This window comes from Vibrio mytili (genome assembly GCF_000830505.1).
In the GTDB taxonomy this organism is placed as follows: domain Bacteria; phylum Pseudomonadota; class Gammaproteobacteria; order Enterobacterales; family Vibrionaceae; genus Vibrio; species Vibrio mytili.
Map to the genome: position 1 here is coordinate 20007 of NZ_JXOK01000087.1, position 17855 is coordinate 37861.

Below are 17855 nucleotides of genomic sequence, written 5' to 3' on the forward strand. Positions count from 1 at the left end.
ATTATTAATGGATCCGTACTGCCTCCGTAAACAAAACGGGTTTATTTTCTATGTGGATGGCGTTTAAGACACTGAGCATTTGTTCTTCTTCAGTGTAAGTAATAACACCTTGGCAAAGGCGTCTAACCGATTCTCTTTTTGGTAGAGTAAAAGTTCTGACAGATCCTTCATGCTCCTCAAAGTACCTTATTCTAGTCTGTGGGCTACTTATTAAGGATACCGCGCTGTGAGTCGTTGTGATTATGTGGTTTGTTGATGCTGCTCTTCTGGATATAGACTGTATCTGCTCTGAGCATTGTGCTTGCCATTCAGGATGTAAGAAAGAGTCAGGTTCATCCATGATAGTGATACTATTGGCTGACTTAAAAATTTCACTTATCGAATACAGGTAAATGGCTTGAAATTGCCCGTCACTAAAAACGTTTGACGCCACATCGGTGTTGTCTCTTAACTTTATATTCAGTACAACAGATTTTAGCATCCCTAATGTTTTGAAGTTATCTAACATTCGGAAAAAGTCATGAGCTGTATTTGTTGCAAAGTGTTCTTTGATGCGACGGATTGAGTAATATCTCTGGTAAGTATCCGAGCCTGCTAAGTAGCCTTCAGTTCTAACTCCTTCTGCTATAGGGGCGTTACAGTGAGTGTCTAACTCATCCAACATATTTCTGGTTGTACCTGCAAGTTTCCAATATTTCGAAGGATCTTCTTCATCTGTGGATTGAACGTCAAAACGCGCTGTAGTTGCATAGTGAGGGCGTTCTAACTCGATTCTTAGTTCATCATAAATTTCATCAATTGAAAGTTTCTCAAAAACAAACGTCTTTGCGATTGAATCATCAGGAAGAAGAGAAAAGACTGTTAGTAATATATCGTTGTAACTTTTATTGAGGCCTATGAAAGGTCTACTGTCAGTTTGATCTGCTCTAACAAGATTTGTAGCAAACTTTTCTTCGAATGAACTCAGATGCTCACTTACAGTGGAGTTGTGCCCAGCGTAATAGGTTAAGATATAATCAGGTAGTGGTGTCTGACCTACGGTTGCTCTATTGCGTCCATTTATAATGAGCTGATTCACATTTGAGTTGTATTCTATAGTTTGAGTTGAACCTTCGATTTCATAAGTAAGGTTATAAGAGAAGAATATATCATACCTGTTGTCTCGCCAATCATATTGGAATATATGTCTGAAAACCTCTAAGAGTGCCTCTATGAAGTTGGATTTTCCTGAACCGTTTTTACCGACTAAAGTTTCGATAAATGATTCCTCTGAGAAGTCTAAAGTGAATTCATTAAGATTCTTGTAGTTACTTATGTATAGTTGCTTTAATTTCATGATTCTTGTTCTTATATGAAAAAGCAGCTTACTTTGAGCTGCTTTTAAGACTTTTAAACCAAACGTTTCACAATTGAGTTAGCAATATTCAATTGTTTTAATTTGGATTTTTCTATTGTTCTTCTCAGAGAATTGCATGCCGAAATCAGCTGATTGACTTTACTGACTATCTGTTTTTGTTCGTTTAAAGGCGGTATAGATACCAGCATTGACTTCATCAATGTACCGTTAACATTGGCTTGCCCGCATTGTTTTTTAATGTGTGGTTCAACTTGAGTTGTTCTAAATAAAGGTGTGTTCATCGACAAGTTAATGTAATCTGGAAGTACATTTCTAGAGTTACAGCGAATTCTGATTAAATAGGACGCAAATGAGTATTTATCATCTTCACCTTTAAAAATGCCTGTTTTACCTACTAGCTCCGCGCTATTGGTACGATTGTAGAGTATGTCGTTGTTTTTTAAATATAGGCTTGGAAGTTCTTCTACATCAGCGCTCATCATTTTATGGTCGCCTAATATAAGTTGACCATTTTGTATATCTCCCATTTTTAATACAGGGACGCCGCCAGGAAATGGGTCAACAGTTTTTTGTGATGAACCGTACTCTATCAAGTTGGATAGATTATCAATCCTTTCCCATACCCACCCACTCGGCAGTTCAAACGGCTTTTCATCTTCAGCAATCGGCGGCAGTGCTTTTTGCTTCTTGATTTTCTTATCTTTGACTAACTGTGCTTTTTCTTCCGCAATTCTTTTCAGTAACTCAGAAGCAGGCTCATCGGTTGGATCTTGCGGAACAAGCTTACCCATCACTGCCAGTTGTAGAATGGTTTGCTTAAGCTGGTCGATACTCTCTTCAGTGGTGAATAAGGTATCGAAATGCTCACTGATTCGCGCCCAGTTTTGCATTAACTCGTCAGCATTGGCAGAGCTGGTGAGTGTGTCCAACAGAGTTGTTACCAGCACTTGGTGCGCTTCAATACTGTCTTCGGTTTGTTGCTCAAGCTGGTCGCAAAGCGCCATTAGCTCATCGACTTTGGCGACGATGCGGCGTTGCTCAGCGCTTGGTGGTACAGGAATTAGACCGAAAAAAAACTGTTTATCATTGATTGCAGGATAAGCAATACCAGTTTGAACACTCTCAACATATTCAATAAAGCTTGGAGACCTAAGGTATCTATAAATATACGAACTAGAAATACCGCTCAAAGGATGGATAATTGCAAACGCAGTACTAGCTATAGGCTCAGGATTAAAGTCTCTGTCAATGACAGCAATATTTAGCAAATATGGTCGTACCGTTGAGTAAATAACAGTATTTTTCTGGACTAATTTTCTAGCTCGGGATGGCGCCTCAGAATGTTCTAAAATGCTTGGTTCGTCTATATAGCCTAACTCTTTATTAATTGAGCCAACATCCACGTAAGTAAACGTTTTATCTGGCTTTTTCTGACCAAGGTCACGGCCTAAATCCTCAATTCTTGCCCATTTCCAACTCGAAGGAATATTAAAGGGTAAAGAATTATCATCAATTGGTTCATACTTTCTTGGTTTCTTAATCTTCTTTTCTTTAACTAATTGCGCTTTTTCTTGCGCGATACGCTCAAGCAACACAGAAGCAGGCTCATCATTAGGATCTTGAGGAACAAGCTTGCCTCGCACAGCCAACTCCAGAATTAGCTCACGCAGCTTTTTAACACCGTAAAGCTCCAGTTTGTTGCTGCTACCGCGACCAGAGGTCGATTTGGTCTTTACTGCCGACGTCCAAATATCAATATGCTCGGTAATCAGGTTTTCGACTGCCATTATTGTGCTCCACCTTGCTTTTTACCTTGAATGGTAGAGCTAAGCGCATCACCGAGAATGCCTTTCAGTTGGTCACGCAGTGCTTTGATGTCTTGTTGTTGCTGCTGATAGTTCGCCAGTAACTCTTCAGGATCATGGCTGACGATTTCGTCCTGATACGGGTTTTTAATATCAAGGTTAAAGTTGCGCTCGATAATATCCTCAATCGACACTTTCCAAGCTTGCTTGGTCTCGATACGGCTAGCGAATCCATCGGCCTCGTTACCCCACCAATCGATCTCTTGCTGGAACTCCTCAAACTTCATCGGTTTGGTTTTGCTGTAGTTCTTCACGCCTTCTGGGTAAGGGTGCTCATAGAACCATACTTCTTTAGTTGGTTGGCCTTTGGTAAAGAACAGGATGTTGGTCTTAATGCCTGTGTATGGGTTGAACACGCCATTAGGTAAACGAACAATCGTGTGCAGGTTACACTCTTCTGTCAGCATCTTTTTGATTTTGGTTTTTACACCTTCACCAAACAAGGTGCCATCAGGCAGCACCACACCTGCGCGGCCATCTTTATCCAATACTTCCACAATAAGCTGCAAGAACAGGTCAGCCGTTTCACGAGTCTGCATTTCGGCAGGGAAGTTCTTTTCAATCCCGTCCTCTTCTGTGCCGCCAAACGGTGGGTTAGTCGCAATCACATTGATATTGCTATCCCAACTTGAAAGCGGCTTATTGAGCGTGTTGCCGTGCTTGATCTGATCAGGGACTTCGATGCCGTGGAGCATCATATTGGTGATACACAGCAAATGTGGCAGTTGTTTCTTCTCTACACCATGGATTTGCTTTTGCAGCGTTTGGTGGTCGGCTGCGCTTGTTACGTAGTTCTCTTTAACGTGATCGAACGAGCAAGCCAGGAATCCGCCCGTGCCGCAGGCGGGATCCATAATCTGCTCACCCAGTTTAGGGTCAAGACGATTGACGATAAAACGAGTCACTGCACGAGGGGTATAGAACTCACCCGCATTACCTGCGCTTTGTAGGTCGCGTAGGATTTGTTCGTAGATATCACCAAACAGGTGGCGTTCTTTAGAGTCAGTAAAGTCGATCTCGTTGAGCTTGTTAATCACTTGGCGCAGCAGTGTGCCATTTTTCATGTAGTTGAAAGCATCACTAAAGGCTTCTCTCACCACAAAACCACGTGGGTTGGTGTCTTTCGGTGCGGTTAGGTTTTTTAACGTCGGGAATAGGTCATCATTGATGAATTCCAGCAGCTCGTCACCCGTAATGCCTTGGTTATCTGCCGCCCAGTTACGCCATAGATATTTCGCAGGGATGGGTTCGCGGTAATCATCTAACTCGAACTCTAGCTCTTCCTCTTGAGCATCAAACACTTTAAGGAATAAAAGCCACGACATTTGGCCTAGACGCTGCGCGTCACCATCAACACCTGCATCTTTACGCATGATGTCTTGAATTGACTTGATAACTGAACTGATTGACATGAAGTTCTACTACTAAATAGCTGAAAAATTGGGGCAGATTGTAGCATTTCTACGTCAATGTGAGTACTGGAAAGGGGAGAGGTGATGCCCAATAACGGTGGAGGTTAGTGGGCATTTATATCTATGAGAAATATATAAATTAATGGCTTACTGGTTGTTGATTCATGCTCATTTTGCTCCGTAAGGCAAGGTACAACACCCAAGTGATGAGTGCATCAGCAGTAATGCCCAAGCCGAACATTATGGCGATTCGTTCAAGCGTAGGTACAAAGATACCGATTTGATAAAGCACAAAAGCACAACCGTAAAACAAGGTGTTTACGATAAGTGATTGATATAGCATCAAATCCGTGCGTCCAATACCATAAAAGTAACTGTCTATGACATTGTTTAAACTGAAAATGACATAGAACCCAACCATTAGCCAAACTAGACTGGTGATTGATTCTGGGTTCTCTATCCCCATGACATTGGCTATAAAGCTGTTCCAAAGCGGTGCGGTGAGTATCCAAACTGCAATGATTCCTAACGTTATCCAAAGGTAGCTATTGACTCGCTCAGATGTTAACCCATTGTTTGTCGCAGCATCTTGCTTAACCAGTTGTCCTAATGTCAAAACGGGAAGTAGTAGCCAGCCCCAAATAAATTGATTAGCAACCCAGAACGTTCCCGCTTGTTGTACTTGGTTAATCAGCTGAAGAATCATGACAATAAAGGCAGTATTTCGCACGAGTGACTCAAGCCCTGACTTCCATCCAATCTTTGCCCATTCTTTGAGCCATTGCGATTGATCACTGTTAGAAAACTTGAAGCTCAGAGTGATCCCTGATTTCGATAAATAAATCAGGGCAAATAGTGCGAGAAGACTATTGACTACGATATTACTCAGAGCAATACCATTCACTCCTAACTGAAGGGAGTATGGTAGTTGACTGACGAAGACGCTGTCACAAAGGACAGTCATGAGCATTTGTACTATTAGGAGACCATACAGCGCCTTTCGTTCATTTCGTAGGACGAGAACCAAAGACAAAAAAGCATAGAAGCTAGAGAGCAAAATAGCGGCAGATTCCAATCGAATGTATTGGATCGTTTGGGCCAATAATTCAGCCTGTTGCTGCATAGCATCTACAAAGTTCGGGGCTAGCCACAATACCATTAAGGTCACCACAAAGTAGCAAATTAAGGTAACCAAAAGAGATAGACTGGCTCGTTCACGAAAAGCTTCATTACTATGAATAACTCTGCCTAGAATAAATGCTAGAGGGATAAGTAATGCTTCGCTGAGGACTTCATATCCTACATTTAGCCATGCAACTTGTGCTGCAATGCTAAAAGTCCATGGGCTAGGGATGCTGCCCAAGAAATGGATTCGTGTAGTTGAGTAGATTAATGGTATTAAGCTTGTCAGAATCAGCACTAGCCACAGTTGGTAGTTGATTGTTTTTATTTGATGATGTTTCAATTTTTAAGCCTTGTTATCTTCATTAGAGATCTCGTGGAGAAAGCGACTCTCCACAGAGAAATAGCCATTACTTTTAATCAGTTGTTTCTTTCTAAGCCGTTCGAACAGTGAGATTAGGTACTGATAAAGTTCAGTATATTGCACTGTATTGATATGAGTTGCTGAGCAGTTAAATACTTGCCATGGGAAATCAATCAATGTTGTAGCAGCATGTTTGGGAAGGTAGTTGTGTTTAAACTCACTTAGCAATAAATGTTCTAGCTGAACACAATAGTGCTGGATGATAGAGCAGTGAAAGTGGTACTTGTAACTGTCGTTGTTAGCGATAAGGTTCGGTAAGGAGCAAAATAAAAAGTAAACCTGAGCAGCCAACTCTTTGGCTTGCTTTCGCTCGCTTGTATGTGTTTTGGTAACGGCGTCTAATTGTTCTGCAAGGCCAAGTTCACCCTTTAAAATAGTGAAGTGAACGTTGTAGATTTGTGACTCACGATAATAAAGAGAAATGTCAGACAGCGATTGGCCTACAACGATTTCTATAAGCAAACGGTCTTGTGTTCTAAGAGTGATTTTCGACCCCAAAATATCGGTATGAGCCAATTGTTCGCCGAACAATCTGAGGAGCCTTTCATACCAACCCTGAACCGAAATCGATGACTGAATAAATAAATCGATATCAGAGCGCTTTGTTAACTGATTAGCGCCCAAACTTCCGTAAAGTAGAGCTGTAGATACGCTTGTATCTGTGCTCAATACTTTATTAAGTTTACTGACCCAAGTGTGTTGAGATAATGGGAAGTCCGCCCAGAAGGCATCAAAGTTCTCAGAGAAGTCAAAGCAGTAAGACTGCCAAATTTGTCTTTGCCAGTGAGTTTCTAGTTCCGTCGGTATGATTTTATCTTTCAAAAATCTAATAGTTTCATCAACAGCTTGCAGTTTTTTGTAGGCCGATGGGTAAGGGATTTCTGAGTATTTCTCGTCATCAATTGCATTGATGCTCTGCTCAATATCTCTAGTGCAACAGATTAATATGCCTGTTTTCCTATCTAATTGATTGGTAAGAAGGCTAGCTGTTTGACCGTATCCTGTAAATTCAACAATCGCATTTTCCTGTTGTTTAACCGCAGCAAGGAAATGCTCACAAGCAAGTTGCTCACCTTGCTCGGTTCCATCGCCCAAGCGAATTCGATACTCATCTAATGACAAATAAGTGAACTCAGGCAAACGTCCTTGTATTTGTTCGCTTAACGTTGTTTTGCCTGAATTTAGGTTACCAAAAATATAGATATGCATTGTGACTTGAGGTCGTTAACCAAGCTAAAGAAACTCTAGCTTGGTTTAAATGGTGATTAGGCTGATTGATAAATCTCAGCTTCCAACTCAGAAATTGCTTCTAAATACTGCTCTTTACCACCAAAGCACTTTTTGACGATCTCAGCAGGGCGTCCCATCTCGTCAAAAGGCTTAACTTTGAGTACATGAATATTCTCAATCTCTTGAACGCCTTCGTCTGCGTACTTGTCTAGTAAGTTGTTCAACACCTGCTGAGCCGTTTCACCGTACTTAGTGAAGTAGTTGCGCTTTTTGACGTTGTCAGCGCGTTCTTTTCTAGTGAGTGCTGGTTGGTCATACACGACATGACAAATCATGTCGAATGGGTCGAGATCTTTGCCGACTTCCAACTCTAATGCTTCCCAGATGATACCTTCCTCTGCCAGTTCATCAATGATTGCTTGCTTTTTATCGGCATCTTGCCAGCGCTTAACAAAGTCATCCATTGAGGTGAACTGTTTTGCCATCGTCTTGCGGGTATAGTCTTTGAACGATTCGGTTACGAGTTTACCGTCGGAATCGTAGTATTGAACACGTTCGGCAATGGCTTTCACCGTTACACCGTTGACATGGAACTTTCTAACTCGGTTTTCATCCTGCCAATCATCATCGGAATTGCTACGGTCAGAAGGAGATAAACCTGAGTCGTATGGAGCTTCAGGTTCTTGGATACTTTCAGGGTCGATATCTTCCCCTTCAAATGGATCATCTTGTTCAAGTTCATCCTCACCATCGATGATCTCATCGAGTCCTTCATCGGTATCAAAGTCTTCTGGTTTTGTCTCTTTAACTCGCTCAGGTACTCCATCAAAGCGCTCATCAGCGAACAGTTCAGTCGCCTTTTTGAAGTCGAGAATGGTAAACCATAGCTTTCCGTAACGATCATCAATACGAGTACCACGACCGATGATCTGCTTAAACTTGGTCATCGACTGAATGCCCTGGTCAAGAACAACCAGTTTGCAAGTTTTTGCATCGACACCTGTTGTCATGAGTTCTGAGGTGGTCGCGATAACAGGGTAAGCCTTTTTGGGGTTGATGAAGTTATCAAGCTGAGCTTTGCCGATTTCATCATCACCAGTAATTTTCATTACGTATTTTTCATTCTTAGCAACTTGCTCAGGGTTGCAGTTGATCAGCGCTCGACGCATACGCTCTGCGTGGTCAATGTCATTACAGAACACAATGGTCTTCGCCATGGGGTCGGTGCGCTTGAGATAGCTGGTGATGGTCTGTGCAACCAGTTCTGTTCGCTCATCAATGACCATAGTTCTGTCGAAGTCTTTCTGGTTATAGATCCTGTCTTCGATGACTTCACCATGTTTATCGACTTGTCCTTTGGTTGGTCGCCAACCTTGTAAATCTACATCGATATCTACACGCACAACTTTGTAAGGGGCTAAGAAACCGTCTTCAATACCTTGCTTTAGAGAGTAGGTATATATGGCATCGTGAAAGTACTCGGTGTTAGACACGATATCGGTTTCTTTCGGTGTCGCGGTTAGCCCTATTTGAGTCGCTGAACCGAAATACTCAAGAATCTCGCGCCATGCGCTGTCCTCGGCGGCACTGCCACGGTGACACTCGTCAACGACAATAAGGTCAAAGAAATCAGGATCGACCTGTTTGTATGCTTTTTGGTGCTCTTCTGGGCCAGTCAGAGCTTGATATAGAGCTAGGTGGATTTCGTAAGCGGGATCGACTGTTCGACCAGTGACTTTGGTCATAGCGGGGCCAAACGGCTGGAAGTCGTTGGTCTTAGTTTGATCTATCAGAATGTTTCTGTCCGCCAAAAACAGGATGCGTTTTTTGGCTCGGGACTTCCATAGCCGCCAAATAATCTGGAATGCAGTGTAAGTTTTGCCCGTCCCCGTTGCCATAACCAGTAGCACACGGTTTTGTCCTGCGGCTACCGCTTCTACGGTTTTGTTTATCGCTTGTAGCTGATAGTAGCGCGGGGACTTGCCGCTACCATCATCATGGTAGTCTTGAGTAATGACTGGAAGGTGCTCGGTTTTGTAGCCTTTCCAAACGCAGTATTTGTCCCATAGTTGCTGAGGTGTTGGGAAGTCTTCAAGTCGAATTTCAGTTTCGAGTTGAGCTGGGTTGGTTTTGTCGTGGAAGATAAAACCGTCGCCATTTGAGGCAAAGACAAAAGGGACTTCAAGTAAGTTGGCGTAGTCTAGTCCTTGTTGCATACCTTTGCCGACTTCATGCTTATTCGCTTTAGCTTCGACAACGGCTAGAGGCATGCTCGGTTTATGGTAAAGAACGATATCCGCAGACTTAACCTTTTTCCTCGCCGCTGCTTGACCACGAACAATGACCTTACCGTCACGCAGTTTAACCTCTTGACGGATTTGAGACATATCATCCCATCCTGCATCTTTGATAGCAGGAAGAATGAATTTCGTGATGATGTCGGTTTCGGATAGCTTTGATTTATTGATTGTCGATTCCATGCGATTAGCCAGCTCAGTACAAATGCATTTCATGACTATACCAAAGGATGCATAAAAGCAGAAAAGATACTGACTTATCAGTGAAGTGGGTAACGGTATGGGTGAGCCTCTAAGGCTAAGACTCTGAACATGCTGCCATCAATAGGCTTATGTGTGCAGTGAGAGTTTTGTGATGAGGCTAATCAGTAGAAGTTGTTGTCGAAAAGTGACAGCCTTTGTTCGATTAGAATAAAGAACTTTCTGAAAGTTTTCCCCAATACCACTGAGATATTATCAAAAATATACTCTTGATCTGGGATGTGGTTTAAATTAAATATTTTCTTTACCTTGAATGTAATCTATAGGAAATAAAAAACAAAAAAGGTTATTTTTATTTATTAAAATAATGCACTGTATGTTTGCCTAAGTTTTTTTAGCCAAAATTGCTTGGCACATTGTTTTGCCAAGATTGGCAGCGAAACTGTCAAGGATGGCAGAGGAAATGCCACAGCGGGCAGCGAATCTGCCAATGGTGGCACTAAAATTTAGACCTAAAAATTAGAATATTCCGTTTAAGAGTCCAAAATTTAATAGATGAACGTTATATTAGAATTATAACTTTATAATAATTATAACAGTTATAATAGTTATAACATGAAAAAGTCAATAAGTAAAAACTATTTTATTGCCATAATTACCTTGGCTCAATTTAATAATTAAATTATTCGTAATTATATTTATGATTTTTATTTGATTTAATAATTAAAAATGCAAAATAAATTCGATTGTTTTTTGCACAGTTACTTTGCTGTTTAGGGGAGCAATTGATGTTTTTTAATGATCTGGTGTATGCGTTGTCTGCTAAGCCCAAGCGTTCTGGCGATATCACTTAAGTTAATTTTGCTATTCGTGGCTAGTTGTTGTTTTAACAGCTCTTTGATCAACTGGTGTTGTTCTAGATTAGCCCCATATCCAACGTCTGGGCCCCGCTTAGTTTCAATGCTATTGATTCGTTCTACACATTCGAAGCGATGCAAGATCCCAATCAGTGTGGTCCAAGTATTCAACTCATTGAAAAGCGTTAGGCACTCTTTATCACTCCACGCGTTTGGTTCTTTAAGATCTAAACATCTCACTATCGCGATACACCATGATGACCATTGACCAAAATCATCTGACTTGATCTGATTTATTTTTTTATAGCTCGCTGGGTAGTTTACTTTACATGTCTGAACAATGTTCTTTGATAGCGAGAGCCAGTCTCCTGCCTTCGCGCTATCTTTACAGTGGCGTAGAAATACTCGTGGATGCGGCGCATAGCCGCCGACCAGATCATACAGTTGTCGTCCCAGATTTTTCTGTTTGTTAGGTTGTGCTAGATACTTTTCGTAAGCTGCACTGTTCTGGTTGGGCAGATATTTCAATGCAGTGATAGCTGCGTATTTTTGCTGTTTATAAAGTTTAGTGGACTTGATGGGATGGTGTTTTTCGCAGTAGTAGTGAGATCGGCTGCGTAGACGCCAGCATAGTGCGCAGTAAGGTAGAACACTGTTCCAACGAACCTCTTCCTCTTGATGTTGTGGCGTAAGTGAACGCAGATCCTTTAAGCCCAACAGTACTTGATCGGCATAATTGACGCGTCGTTGAGTATGAAGACCGAATCCACGTAAAGCTAGCACCGTTTCAATAAGTTTAATTGTTTTATTTAATCCACCGTAACTTTCGATGATCTCGGCAAGATGGATAGCATTAGAACTGCTGTACTTTTTGAGTATGGTTCCATGTTGTCTGAGTAACTTGGTAAACCACGTTTCCAGAACAATGTTCCGAGCGGCATCAACAGCGTATAAATAGCCAGAACGACGTCGCTGAGCAATTTTACAACCTTGAGATTCTGACTGGCTTTTTAAGTCATTAATTGCTGTTTCTAGCTGTACTCTCAATGCATTGCGCTTTTGATCTAAGTCCATTCGTTATCATGTCAATATGGTTTGTTGCTTATTCTATATTATGATTTGGGCGATGAGAACCTAAGATGCAACTAAATAATAGAGAAATAAAGGTAATAAAATGTTTGTAAGACAAGAGCAGTTAGCGAAAGAGATCGGGGTAAGCGTAAGTACTTTGTGGCGTTGGCGTCGGGACGGAAAAATGCCACCTGTTGTTACGCTTAGTTCTAGAGTTGTTGGGTGGCAGAGAAAGGACATTGAGGAATGGCTAGAAGAACAAAAATAGATGCGACTTGTTACTGCGAGAACAGTGTTCTCGCTTAATCTTCGTAAATATAAAGTAAGTCATTGTTTACATGATTAATAACACGAATAAAAAATGCTCTTGCAGGAACCTTGTTCCTGCTTTTGTCTATCTCAGGGATCCAATTTCTTCTTAAATCTTCATTAGTTGAACGGAGAACGATGTTCTCCGAAATGACGAAAGGCAGAGTCAGGCATTATCCGATTCGTGTCTGAGTATTTCAGGCAAAGGCTGATAGCTTTCAAACGCTACTGCGAGAACACTGTTCTCGCTCACATCATCAAAAACTAAAGTTTGGTCATTTAATTAATAAATAAAAATGCTCTTGCTAGAACAATGTTCTAGCTGTTTGTTCTCCCACTAAATACATGATTTAACTCTATGTATTAGGTCTGGCAATTGTGCTTTAATGCATTTTGATGCTTATTGGGAGGAGTTATGGCTCGGAAAAATGATGGAATTATTTGGCATTTGATGGATGCGCCGTGGTGGGTGAGTATCTTGTTCTCAGCAGGAATTTATGTTGGTTTATCTTTCCTATTGCCAGGCTTAGCGGCTCGCAGTGATAACTTCATCTTCAATGCCATTGGGCCGAATCTTCCGCGAATGGCACCGTATTTTGCTTTTTTGTTTTTAATTCCTGCTCCAATTGCGTTCTTTAAGCAGTATCAGCGAAAGCATAATTATCTTGCGACGACGTCTCAAATCAGAGCACACAAAAACACGACTCCGCTTAATTCCCTCAATTGGGTTGAATTTGAAAGCTACATTGGCGAGTACTTTAAGCAGCAAGGCTACGACGTTAAACAATCTTTCTCAAAGCAGGCAGATGGTGGGGTTGATATTTGGTTAACTAAAGACGGTGAGTTGAGTCTTGTACAATGTAAGCACTGGAAAGCTAGAAAAGTCGGAGTTCAAGTCTTAAGAGAAATGTATGGTGTGATGATCGACAATCGTGCTAGCAAAATGATCATCGTAACATCGGGAGATTTTACTTCTGAAGCTATCGCCTTTGCTCAAGAGAAGCGCCTGTGGTTGGTTAATGGTAGCGAGCTAGTCTACATGATTGAAGATGGTCGTAGCTTTATGAATAAGCCAGTCATTGATGAGCCTACACCCGATCCTCATTCCAAGGTTTGCCCAAACTGCCAGTCTAGCCTTGTGATTCGTGTTGCTAAAAAAGGTCGTAATGCGGGTAAAAGTTTCTATGGTTGCTCTGCTTATCCTAAGTGTCGCTACACTTGCGACTGTTGAATATGAGTGAGGGTTCAAGCAGTCTAACCTTATAGAAGGGTGTTCTCAGAACATAAAAGTTAACCTTTTGAGTCTAGCTGCCTGAGAAGAATACTACTGCGAGAACACTGTTCTCGCTCAAATCATCAAAAACTAAAGTTTGCTCATTTAATTGATAGATAAAAAAGATCTCTCAGCGCAGAACTCTGTGGTGGAAAATGTGTTACCCATTATCTTTCATAAGTGGGTTTGTCAGAACCAATGGGGTAATGAACGCAAGCTCTGAAACACTTTTGCCCCAAAACTGCTTAGCTCAAGATTCCTGACCACGTTCTTAAGTCAGTTATTGACCTATTTATCCTAATGGCAGATTATGAGTCTAGTTGAGCACTTATAATTATACAGACATGTTCAGCAATTTTTGAGTGGAAGGAAGAATAAGACCTATAGAACAGCATGTTGCTGCTATGACGTCTGTATTTTATGAAGACAATGTCTGTTAAAAAGACACTGTTAAAGGTCAGGAGAATAAATGAAACATCTTAGAACGTTGATAGTCATTTTACTGATAACGGTGATTCTTACTATTGCTCCGTACTTTTTCAAATTTCATGATTTATATCAATATGCAACAACACAAGACTTTGCGAATTTTGGTACGTATATCAGTGGGATTCTAACTCCTATATTTACTCTTGTTTCAATACTGTTTCTAGGTTTGCAGGTGATTGAGTCAAGCAAGCAGTCAAAGCTGGATAGAGTAATATCCGAGCATAAAATATCGTTAGATAATTTAATTAGCTCCCTCGCAAATGAAAAGCATCTCACGGAAGTAGAAGATCAAGCATATCAATCCTATTTGAGAGGTGAAAATGTGTACTTATCATGTTCGGAGTTTTACAGAAACAACTCTCGGATGATTGAGTCATTTGGCGTAGTTTCACAAACGCTATCTCATGTTAAGAAGTTAGATGAAAAACAGTACAATATCTCAAGAGGTTTAGTTATTTCAGCCATTGACAGGGATAAGTTAGGTAAAGTTGAAAGGTTAAAGTTTTATCTCGATAACTACCGCTATAGTAGTAATCCAGAACACTATAGCTGGATTTGTGAAGAGTCTAAGCAATACGTGGAAAAGTGACCTTTAACCAACTGTTCGAAAGGGATTCGCAACGCGTGGCATTTTTACTATGCGTTGGTTTAAGTGATTAAGGTGGTGTGCGGCGGCTTTAGCATTGCGTTGCTCACCCCTTAACAGAGAGTTAGCTCACAATCATCAATTTTTAATTAAGAGGCAATATGAGAAAAGACATTCCCGCGCCCGTAATAGCGGTTTTATCAGACAATTTATCTGCACTCGAAACTCATGCAAGTCTCGATAACCTTTTCTTATATGCTGATGCTCCAGGTGAACCGCCTGAAGGTTCTAAACCCGTTAAAGTTCAAGCGTGGCTAAGACGAATTAACAAAGAATCAGGCGAACCACTAAAAGTCCTTGGTAAGTTGATTGAAACGTATATGGAGTTACCAAAGCAAGAAGAGGAAGAGGTCTTCCTGTGGGGAACTAACGTTACAAATCATAAAAAGGAATTCAAAGAAAAGCTTGAGTCAATTCTTGCGCAGTGCAATCTAACTTACATTAATGGCGGTATTGTATCTGATGGTAGTTCAGCTCCAAGTCGCTCCTTGTCTGACTTAATTAAAGGTAGAGACATTCCCTCAATTGAAGCTGAATTTACAAGAGCGCTAGCAAATGTAAACTCTGAGCCTAGAGAATCCGTGTCAGCAGCTTGCAACATTTTGGAATCCATATTTAAGGTCTATATTGCTGATGAGCAATTAGCACAACCTCAAAAGCAAGATCTACAAAACGTTTGGAAAGTTGTGCGTGGTGATTTAGGTTTCGATCCTAAATTACTTCAAGATGATGACTTAAAAAGAGTGTTATCAGGCATTCTGTCAATTGTTGACGGTATTGGAGCATTTCGCACACATGCCAGTTCAGCGCACGGTGAGGGTCGAATTATGTATAAATTAAAACCTCGTCATGCTCGTTTGGCAATTAACTCTGCGCATACAATAGCGATGTTTGTGCTTGAAACTTGGGACGAAAAACGTAAGTCAGCGAGCTAACAAACTGTTTAAGAGTGATTCGCAACGCGTGGCATTTTGGGTTTGATTCAGCTTATGTGTTTAAGGTGCAATGGTTTAGGTTTGGCGGTAGCGTTGCTCACCTTAATGCGGCTAGGTTTTTGGGGAATAATTTGAATAATCTAATTCGAGATAATATAGCAACTATTGTTGCTGTTTTTATTACAGGTATAAGTCTAGGTGCTTTTTTTATAAAGTTTCACTCAGGTCTCTCAAATGAGCAGAGTGACTGGGGAAGCTTTGGTAGTTATATTGGCGGCGTTCTTGGTCCTTTGTTTGCGTTTTTGGCGTTTCGTGCAGGTCTAGAGAATTTAAAATTTGTTAAAAATCAACAAATTAGCTCTGAGACGCTAATCGCTATTCGAGCTTATGAGAAAGATCTTAAAGGTTTGTATGAGATGGTTGTAACTTGTGATGAGCCATGGCATTGGACGTACGATATGGGAGGAGAGTATGCAGGGTTGAAAGAACTTCCATTAAGCACTCTTTTAAAAAGTGATTCACTAGACTGGGAATATCACTTGTCAGTACTTAAAGAGAGTCCCAAGTTACGACGCCAACCCGATGGTTCTTTGTTTCAAGATAATGAAATATGGTTACAAGCTCTAAATGTGTCCAACGGGCTGTTTCGGTATATCGACTTATATCAGAAACAAGGCGGCGATCAGTCAATAATTGATTATTATACTAGTGCTTATGAGGTTACTTACAATCGGCTTATACATAGTGAGATAGTACAAACCCATACAAACGTTTAAGGTTTCAAGATACTTTTTCTAATCCAAATTTCGCACGTTAAAACCCATACTCTAAATTGCTTCTGTCCAAAAGAGAGTTTAAGATCTTTAATAGATCCCTTCCTCAGTTCGTCTTTCAATTTTGTGCTTAATAATTCTAAAAAATACTATATCTACGTATATCAAATTGATGTCTTTGTAATCTCTGCATCTTCCCCACAATTTAGCGCACAGGTAATATGATACAATCAGCGTATTGTGCGACTCTTCGGATACATAAAAATGGCAGAGTTATTTTATCAAGGTAGCAGTGAAATTGATCGAAAAGACTTAGAGAGTCATTTGTCCTCTTTGTGTCAACTAGAAAACGTAGGGGTATTACTTGGAGCAGGCGCTTCGAAGAGTGCAGGTGGTATGGTCATGAAAGAGATTTGGTTAGACTTTAAATCTCGAAATGAACCAATGCTTCCGATATTGAGAGATCAGTACAAACTGATTAGCCAAGAGGAGATTGATGCTGGTTCTGTCAATATTGAACTTTTGATTGATGAAGTGCTTAAAAACAAGAGCGTGGTGGATACTTGGCAGCAAGACTCAACTGCTTTGTTTAATGTCTTGGTTGAACTATATCGCTCAGTAACCAAAGCTGCCTTATTGGTAAATTCAGACTTTCCTGAACTTCATGTAGGGAAAAATGAGAAGTTTGATAAACACAGAAATTTACTAGAAAAGCTGCTGTCAAATCGCCAACCAGGTCAAGCTGCACCATCCATTTTCACTACAAATTATGATTTAGCCATAGAGTGGTCAGCGGAAGAGTCAGGGATCAACCTCATAAATGGCTTTTCGGGCATTCATTCAAGAACCTTTCAACCTCACTCCTTCGATTTAGGGTTTCGTAATATAAACGCAGTAGGAGAAGCTCGTTTCGGACATTACAACATGTACCTATACAAGCTTCACGGTTCATTGACTTGGTATCAAGATCAAAGCGGGGAAGTCATCGAATGCACTAGTTCAAAAGCTTACCAAGATTTCATTAACCCTCTCATAAAGAATAGTAATTTCACTGAGAATCAACGTCTAATTTATCCTGGCGCCAACAAGTACCACCATACAATTGGTTTTGTATATGGTGAAATGTTTCGCCGATTTAGTGAGTTTTTGACTAAACCACAGACCACTCTATTCGTTAATGGTTACGGTTTTGGAGATTACCACATCAATAGAATTATTCTTGGCGCTTTACTTAATCCATCTCTTCATATCGTTATCTGCTATCCAGAATTGGCAGAGCTTTGTGCAAACAGTCAGCTTCAAAATGGATTGAGTCAAGCCCAACGATGCATTGATAAAATAAGAAAAATGAAACTAAATCAAGTCACAATCATAGGTGGCACTGAAGCTTACTTTGATAACTTCGTGGATTTGATTCCAAAACCTGTTTTGTTCCCTAAAAATAATGCAGCCAAAGTGATAGCTGAAGCTATTCAAGACCTTGGTTCAAGTAACAATGGGGAATAGGCAATGAGCTACAACGATATGTCCCAAATAGGATACGTAGTATCTCTAGAAGGCACTAAAATTCGGGTAAATCTGTTAGATAGCCATT

Annotated in this window: 13 protein-coding genes; 6 read left to right on the top strand and 7 right to left on the bottom strand. The window is 40.7% G+C overall.

Annotated features, from left to right (window positions below; all coding sequences use genetic code 11):
- Nucleotides 1–4 precede the first annotated feature (4 nt).
- The 7 genes from SU60_RS20380 to SU60_RS20410 all read right to left on the bottom strand — a co-directional run bounded on the left by SU60_RS20380 (nucleotide 5) and on the right by SU60_RS20410 (nucleotide 11839).
- A complete protein-coding gene (locus SU60_RS20380; RefSeq protein ID WP_084735992.1) occupies nucleotides 5–1336 on the bottom strand; it encodes an AAA family ATPase in 1332 nt (443 codons plus the stop codon).
- Between the two features lie 53 nt (nucleotides 1337–1389).
- Nucleotides 1390–3144, bottom strand: a complete 1755-nt coding sequence (locus SU60_RS20385; protein WP_041157131.1) for a restriction endonuclease subunit S — start codon at nucleotides 3142–3144, stop codon at nucleotides 1390–1392.
- A complete protein-coding gene (locus SU60_RS20390) occupies nucleotides 3144–4634 on the bottom strand; it encodes an N-6 DNA methylase (RefSeq protein WP_041157132.1) in 1491 nt (496 codons plus the stop codon). Before SU60_RS20390 ends, SU60_RS20385 begins: the two co-directional genes overlap by 1 nt.
- A 139-nt stretch (nucleotides 4635–4773) precedes the next feature.
- Nucleotides 4774–6099, bottom strand: coding sequence for an MATE family Na+-driven efflux transporter (locus SU60_RS20395; protein WP_041157133.1), 1326 nt, complete (start codon nucleotides 6097–6099; stop codon nucleotides 4774–4776).
- A 3-nt stretch (nucleotides 6100–6102) separates the two neighbouring features.
- A complete protein-coding gene (locus SU60_RS20400; RefSeq protein ID WP_041157134.1) occupies nucleotides 6103–7389 on the bottom strand; it encodes a nucleotidyltransferase domain-containing protein in 1287 nt (428 codons plus the stop codon).
- Nucleotides 7390–7445: 56 nt separating this feature from the next.
- Nucleotides 7446–9890 (bottom strand): EcoAI/FtnUII family type I restriction enzme subunit R, encoded by a 2445-nt coding sequence (hsdR, locus tag SU60_RS20405; protein ID WP_041157139.1) that lies wholly within the window; start codon nucleotides 9888–9890, stop codon nucleotides 7446–7448.
- A gap of 791 nt (nucleotides 9891–10681) precedes the next feature.
- On the bottom strand, nucleotides 10682–11839 hold the full coding sequence (locus tag SU60_RS20410) for a MarR family transcriptional regulator (protein WP_025508609.1): 1158 nt from the start codon (nucleotides 11837–11839) through the stop codon (nucleotides 10682–10684).
- Between the two features lie 100 nt (nucleotides 11840–11939).
- On the opposite strand from SU60_RS20410, the gene SU60_RS20415 reads away from it, so the two are divergent.
- The 6 genes from SU60_RS20415 (at nucleotide 11940) to SU60_RS20440 (ending at nucleotide 17767) form a co-directional block, all read left to right on the top strand.
- Entirely contained in the window at nucleotides 11940–12104 is a 165-nt protein-coding gene (locus SU60_RS20415; protein WP_025500610.1) for a helix-turn-helix transcriptional regulator, read from the top strand.
- A gap of 456 nt (nucleotides 12105–12560) precedes the next feature.
- Complete coding sequence (locus SU60_RS20420; RefSeq protein WP_041157135.1) at nucleotides 12561–13376, top strand: restriction endonuclease; 816 nt, start codon at nucleotides 12561–12563, stop codon at nucleotides 13374–13376.
- Nucleotides 13377–13887: 511 nt separating this feature from the next.
- Complete coding sequence (locus SU60_RS20425) at nucleotides 13888–14496, top strand: hypothetical protein (RefSeq protein WP_041157136.1); 609 nt, start codon at nucleotides 13888–13890, stop codon at nucleotides 14494–14496.
- A gap of 158 nt (nucleotides 14497–14654) precedes the next feature.
- Nucleotides 14655–15488 (top strand): abortive infection family protein, encoded by an 834-nt coding sequence (locus SU60_RS20430; protein ID WP_041157137.1) that lies wholly within the window; start codon nucleotides 14655–14657, stop codon nucleotides 15486–15488.
- Nucleotides 15489–15619: 131 nt separating this feature from the next.
- Entirely contained in the window at nucleotides 15620–16264 is a 645-nt protein-coding gene (locus SU60_RS20435) for a hypothetical protein (protein WP_041157140.1), read from the top strand.
- A gap of 261 nt (nucleotides 16265–16525) precedes the next feature.
- The gene (locus SU60_RS20440; RefSeq protein WP_041157138.1) at nucleotides 16526–17767 is read left to right on the top strand and encodes an SIR2 family anti-phage-associated protein; all 1242 of its coding nucleotides are present in this window, start codon (nucleotides 16526–16528) and stop codon (nucleotides 17765–17767) included.
- The last annotated feature ends 88 nt before the right edge of the window (nucleotides 17768–17855 follow it).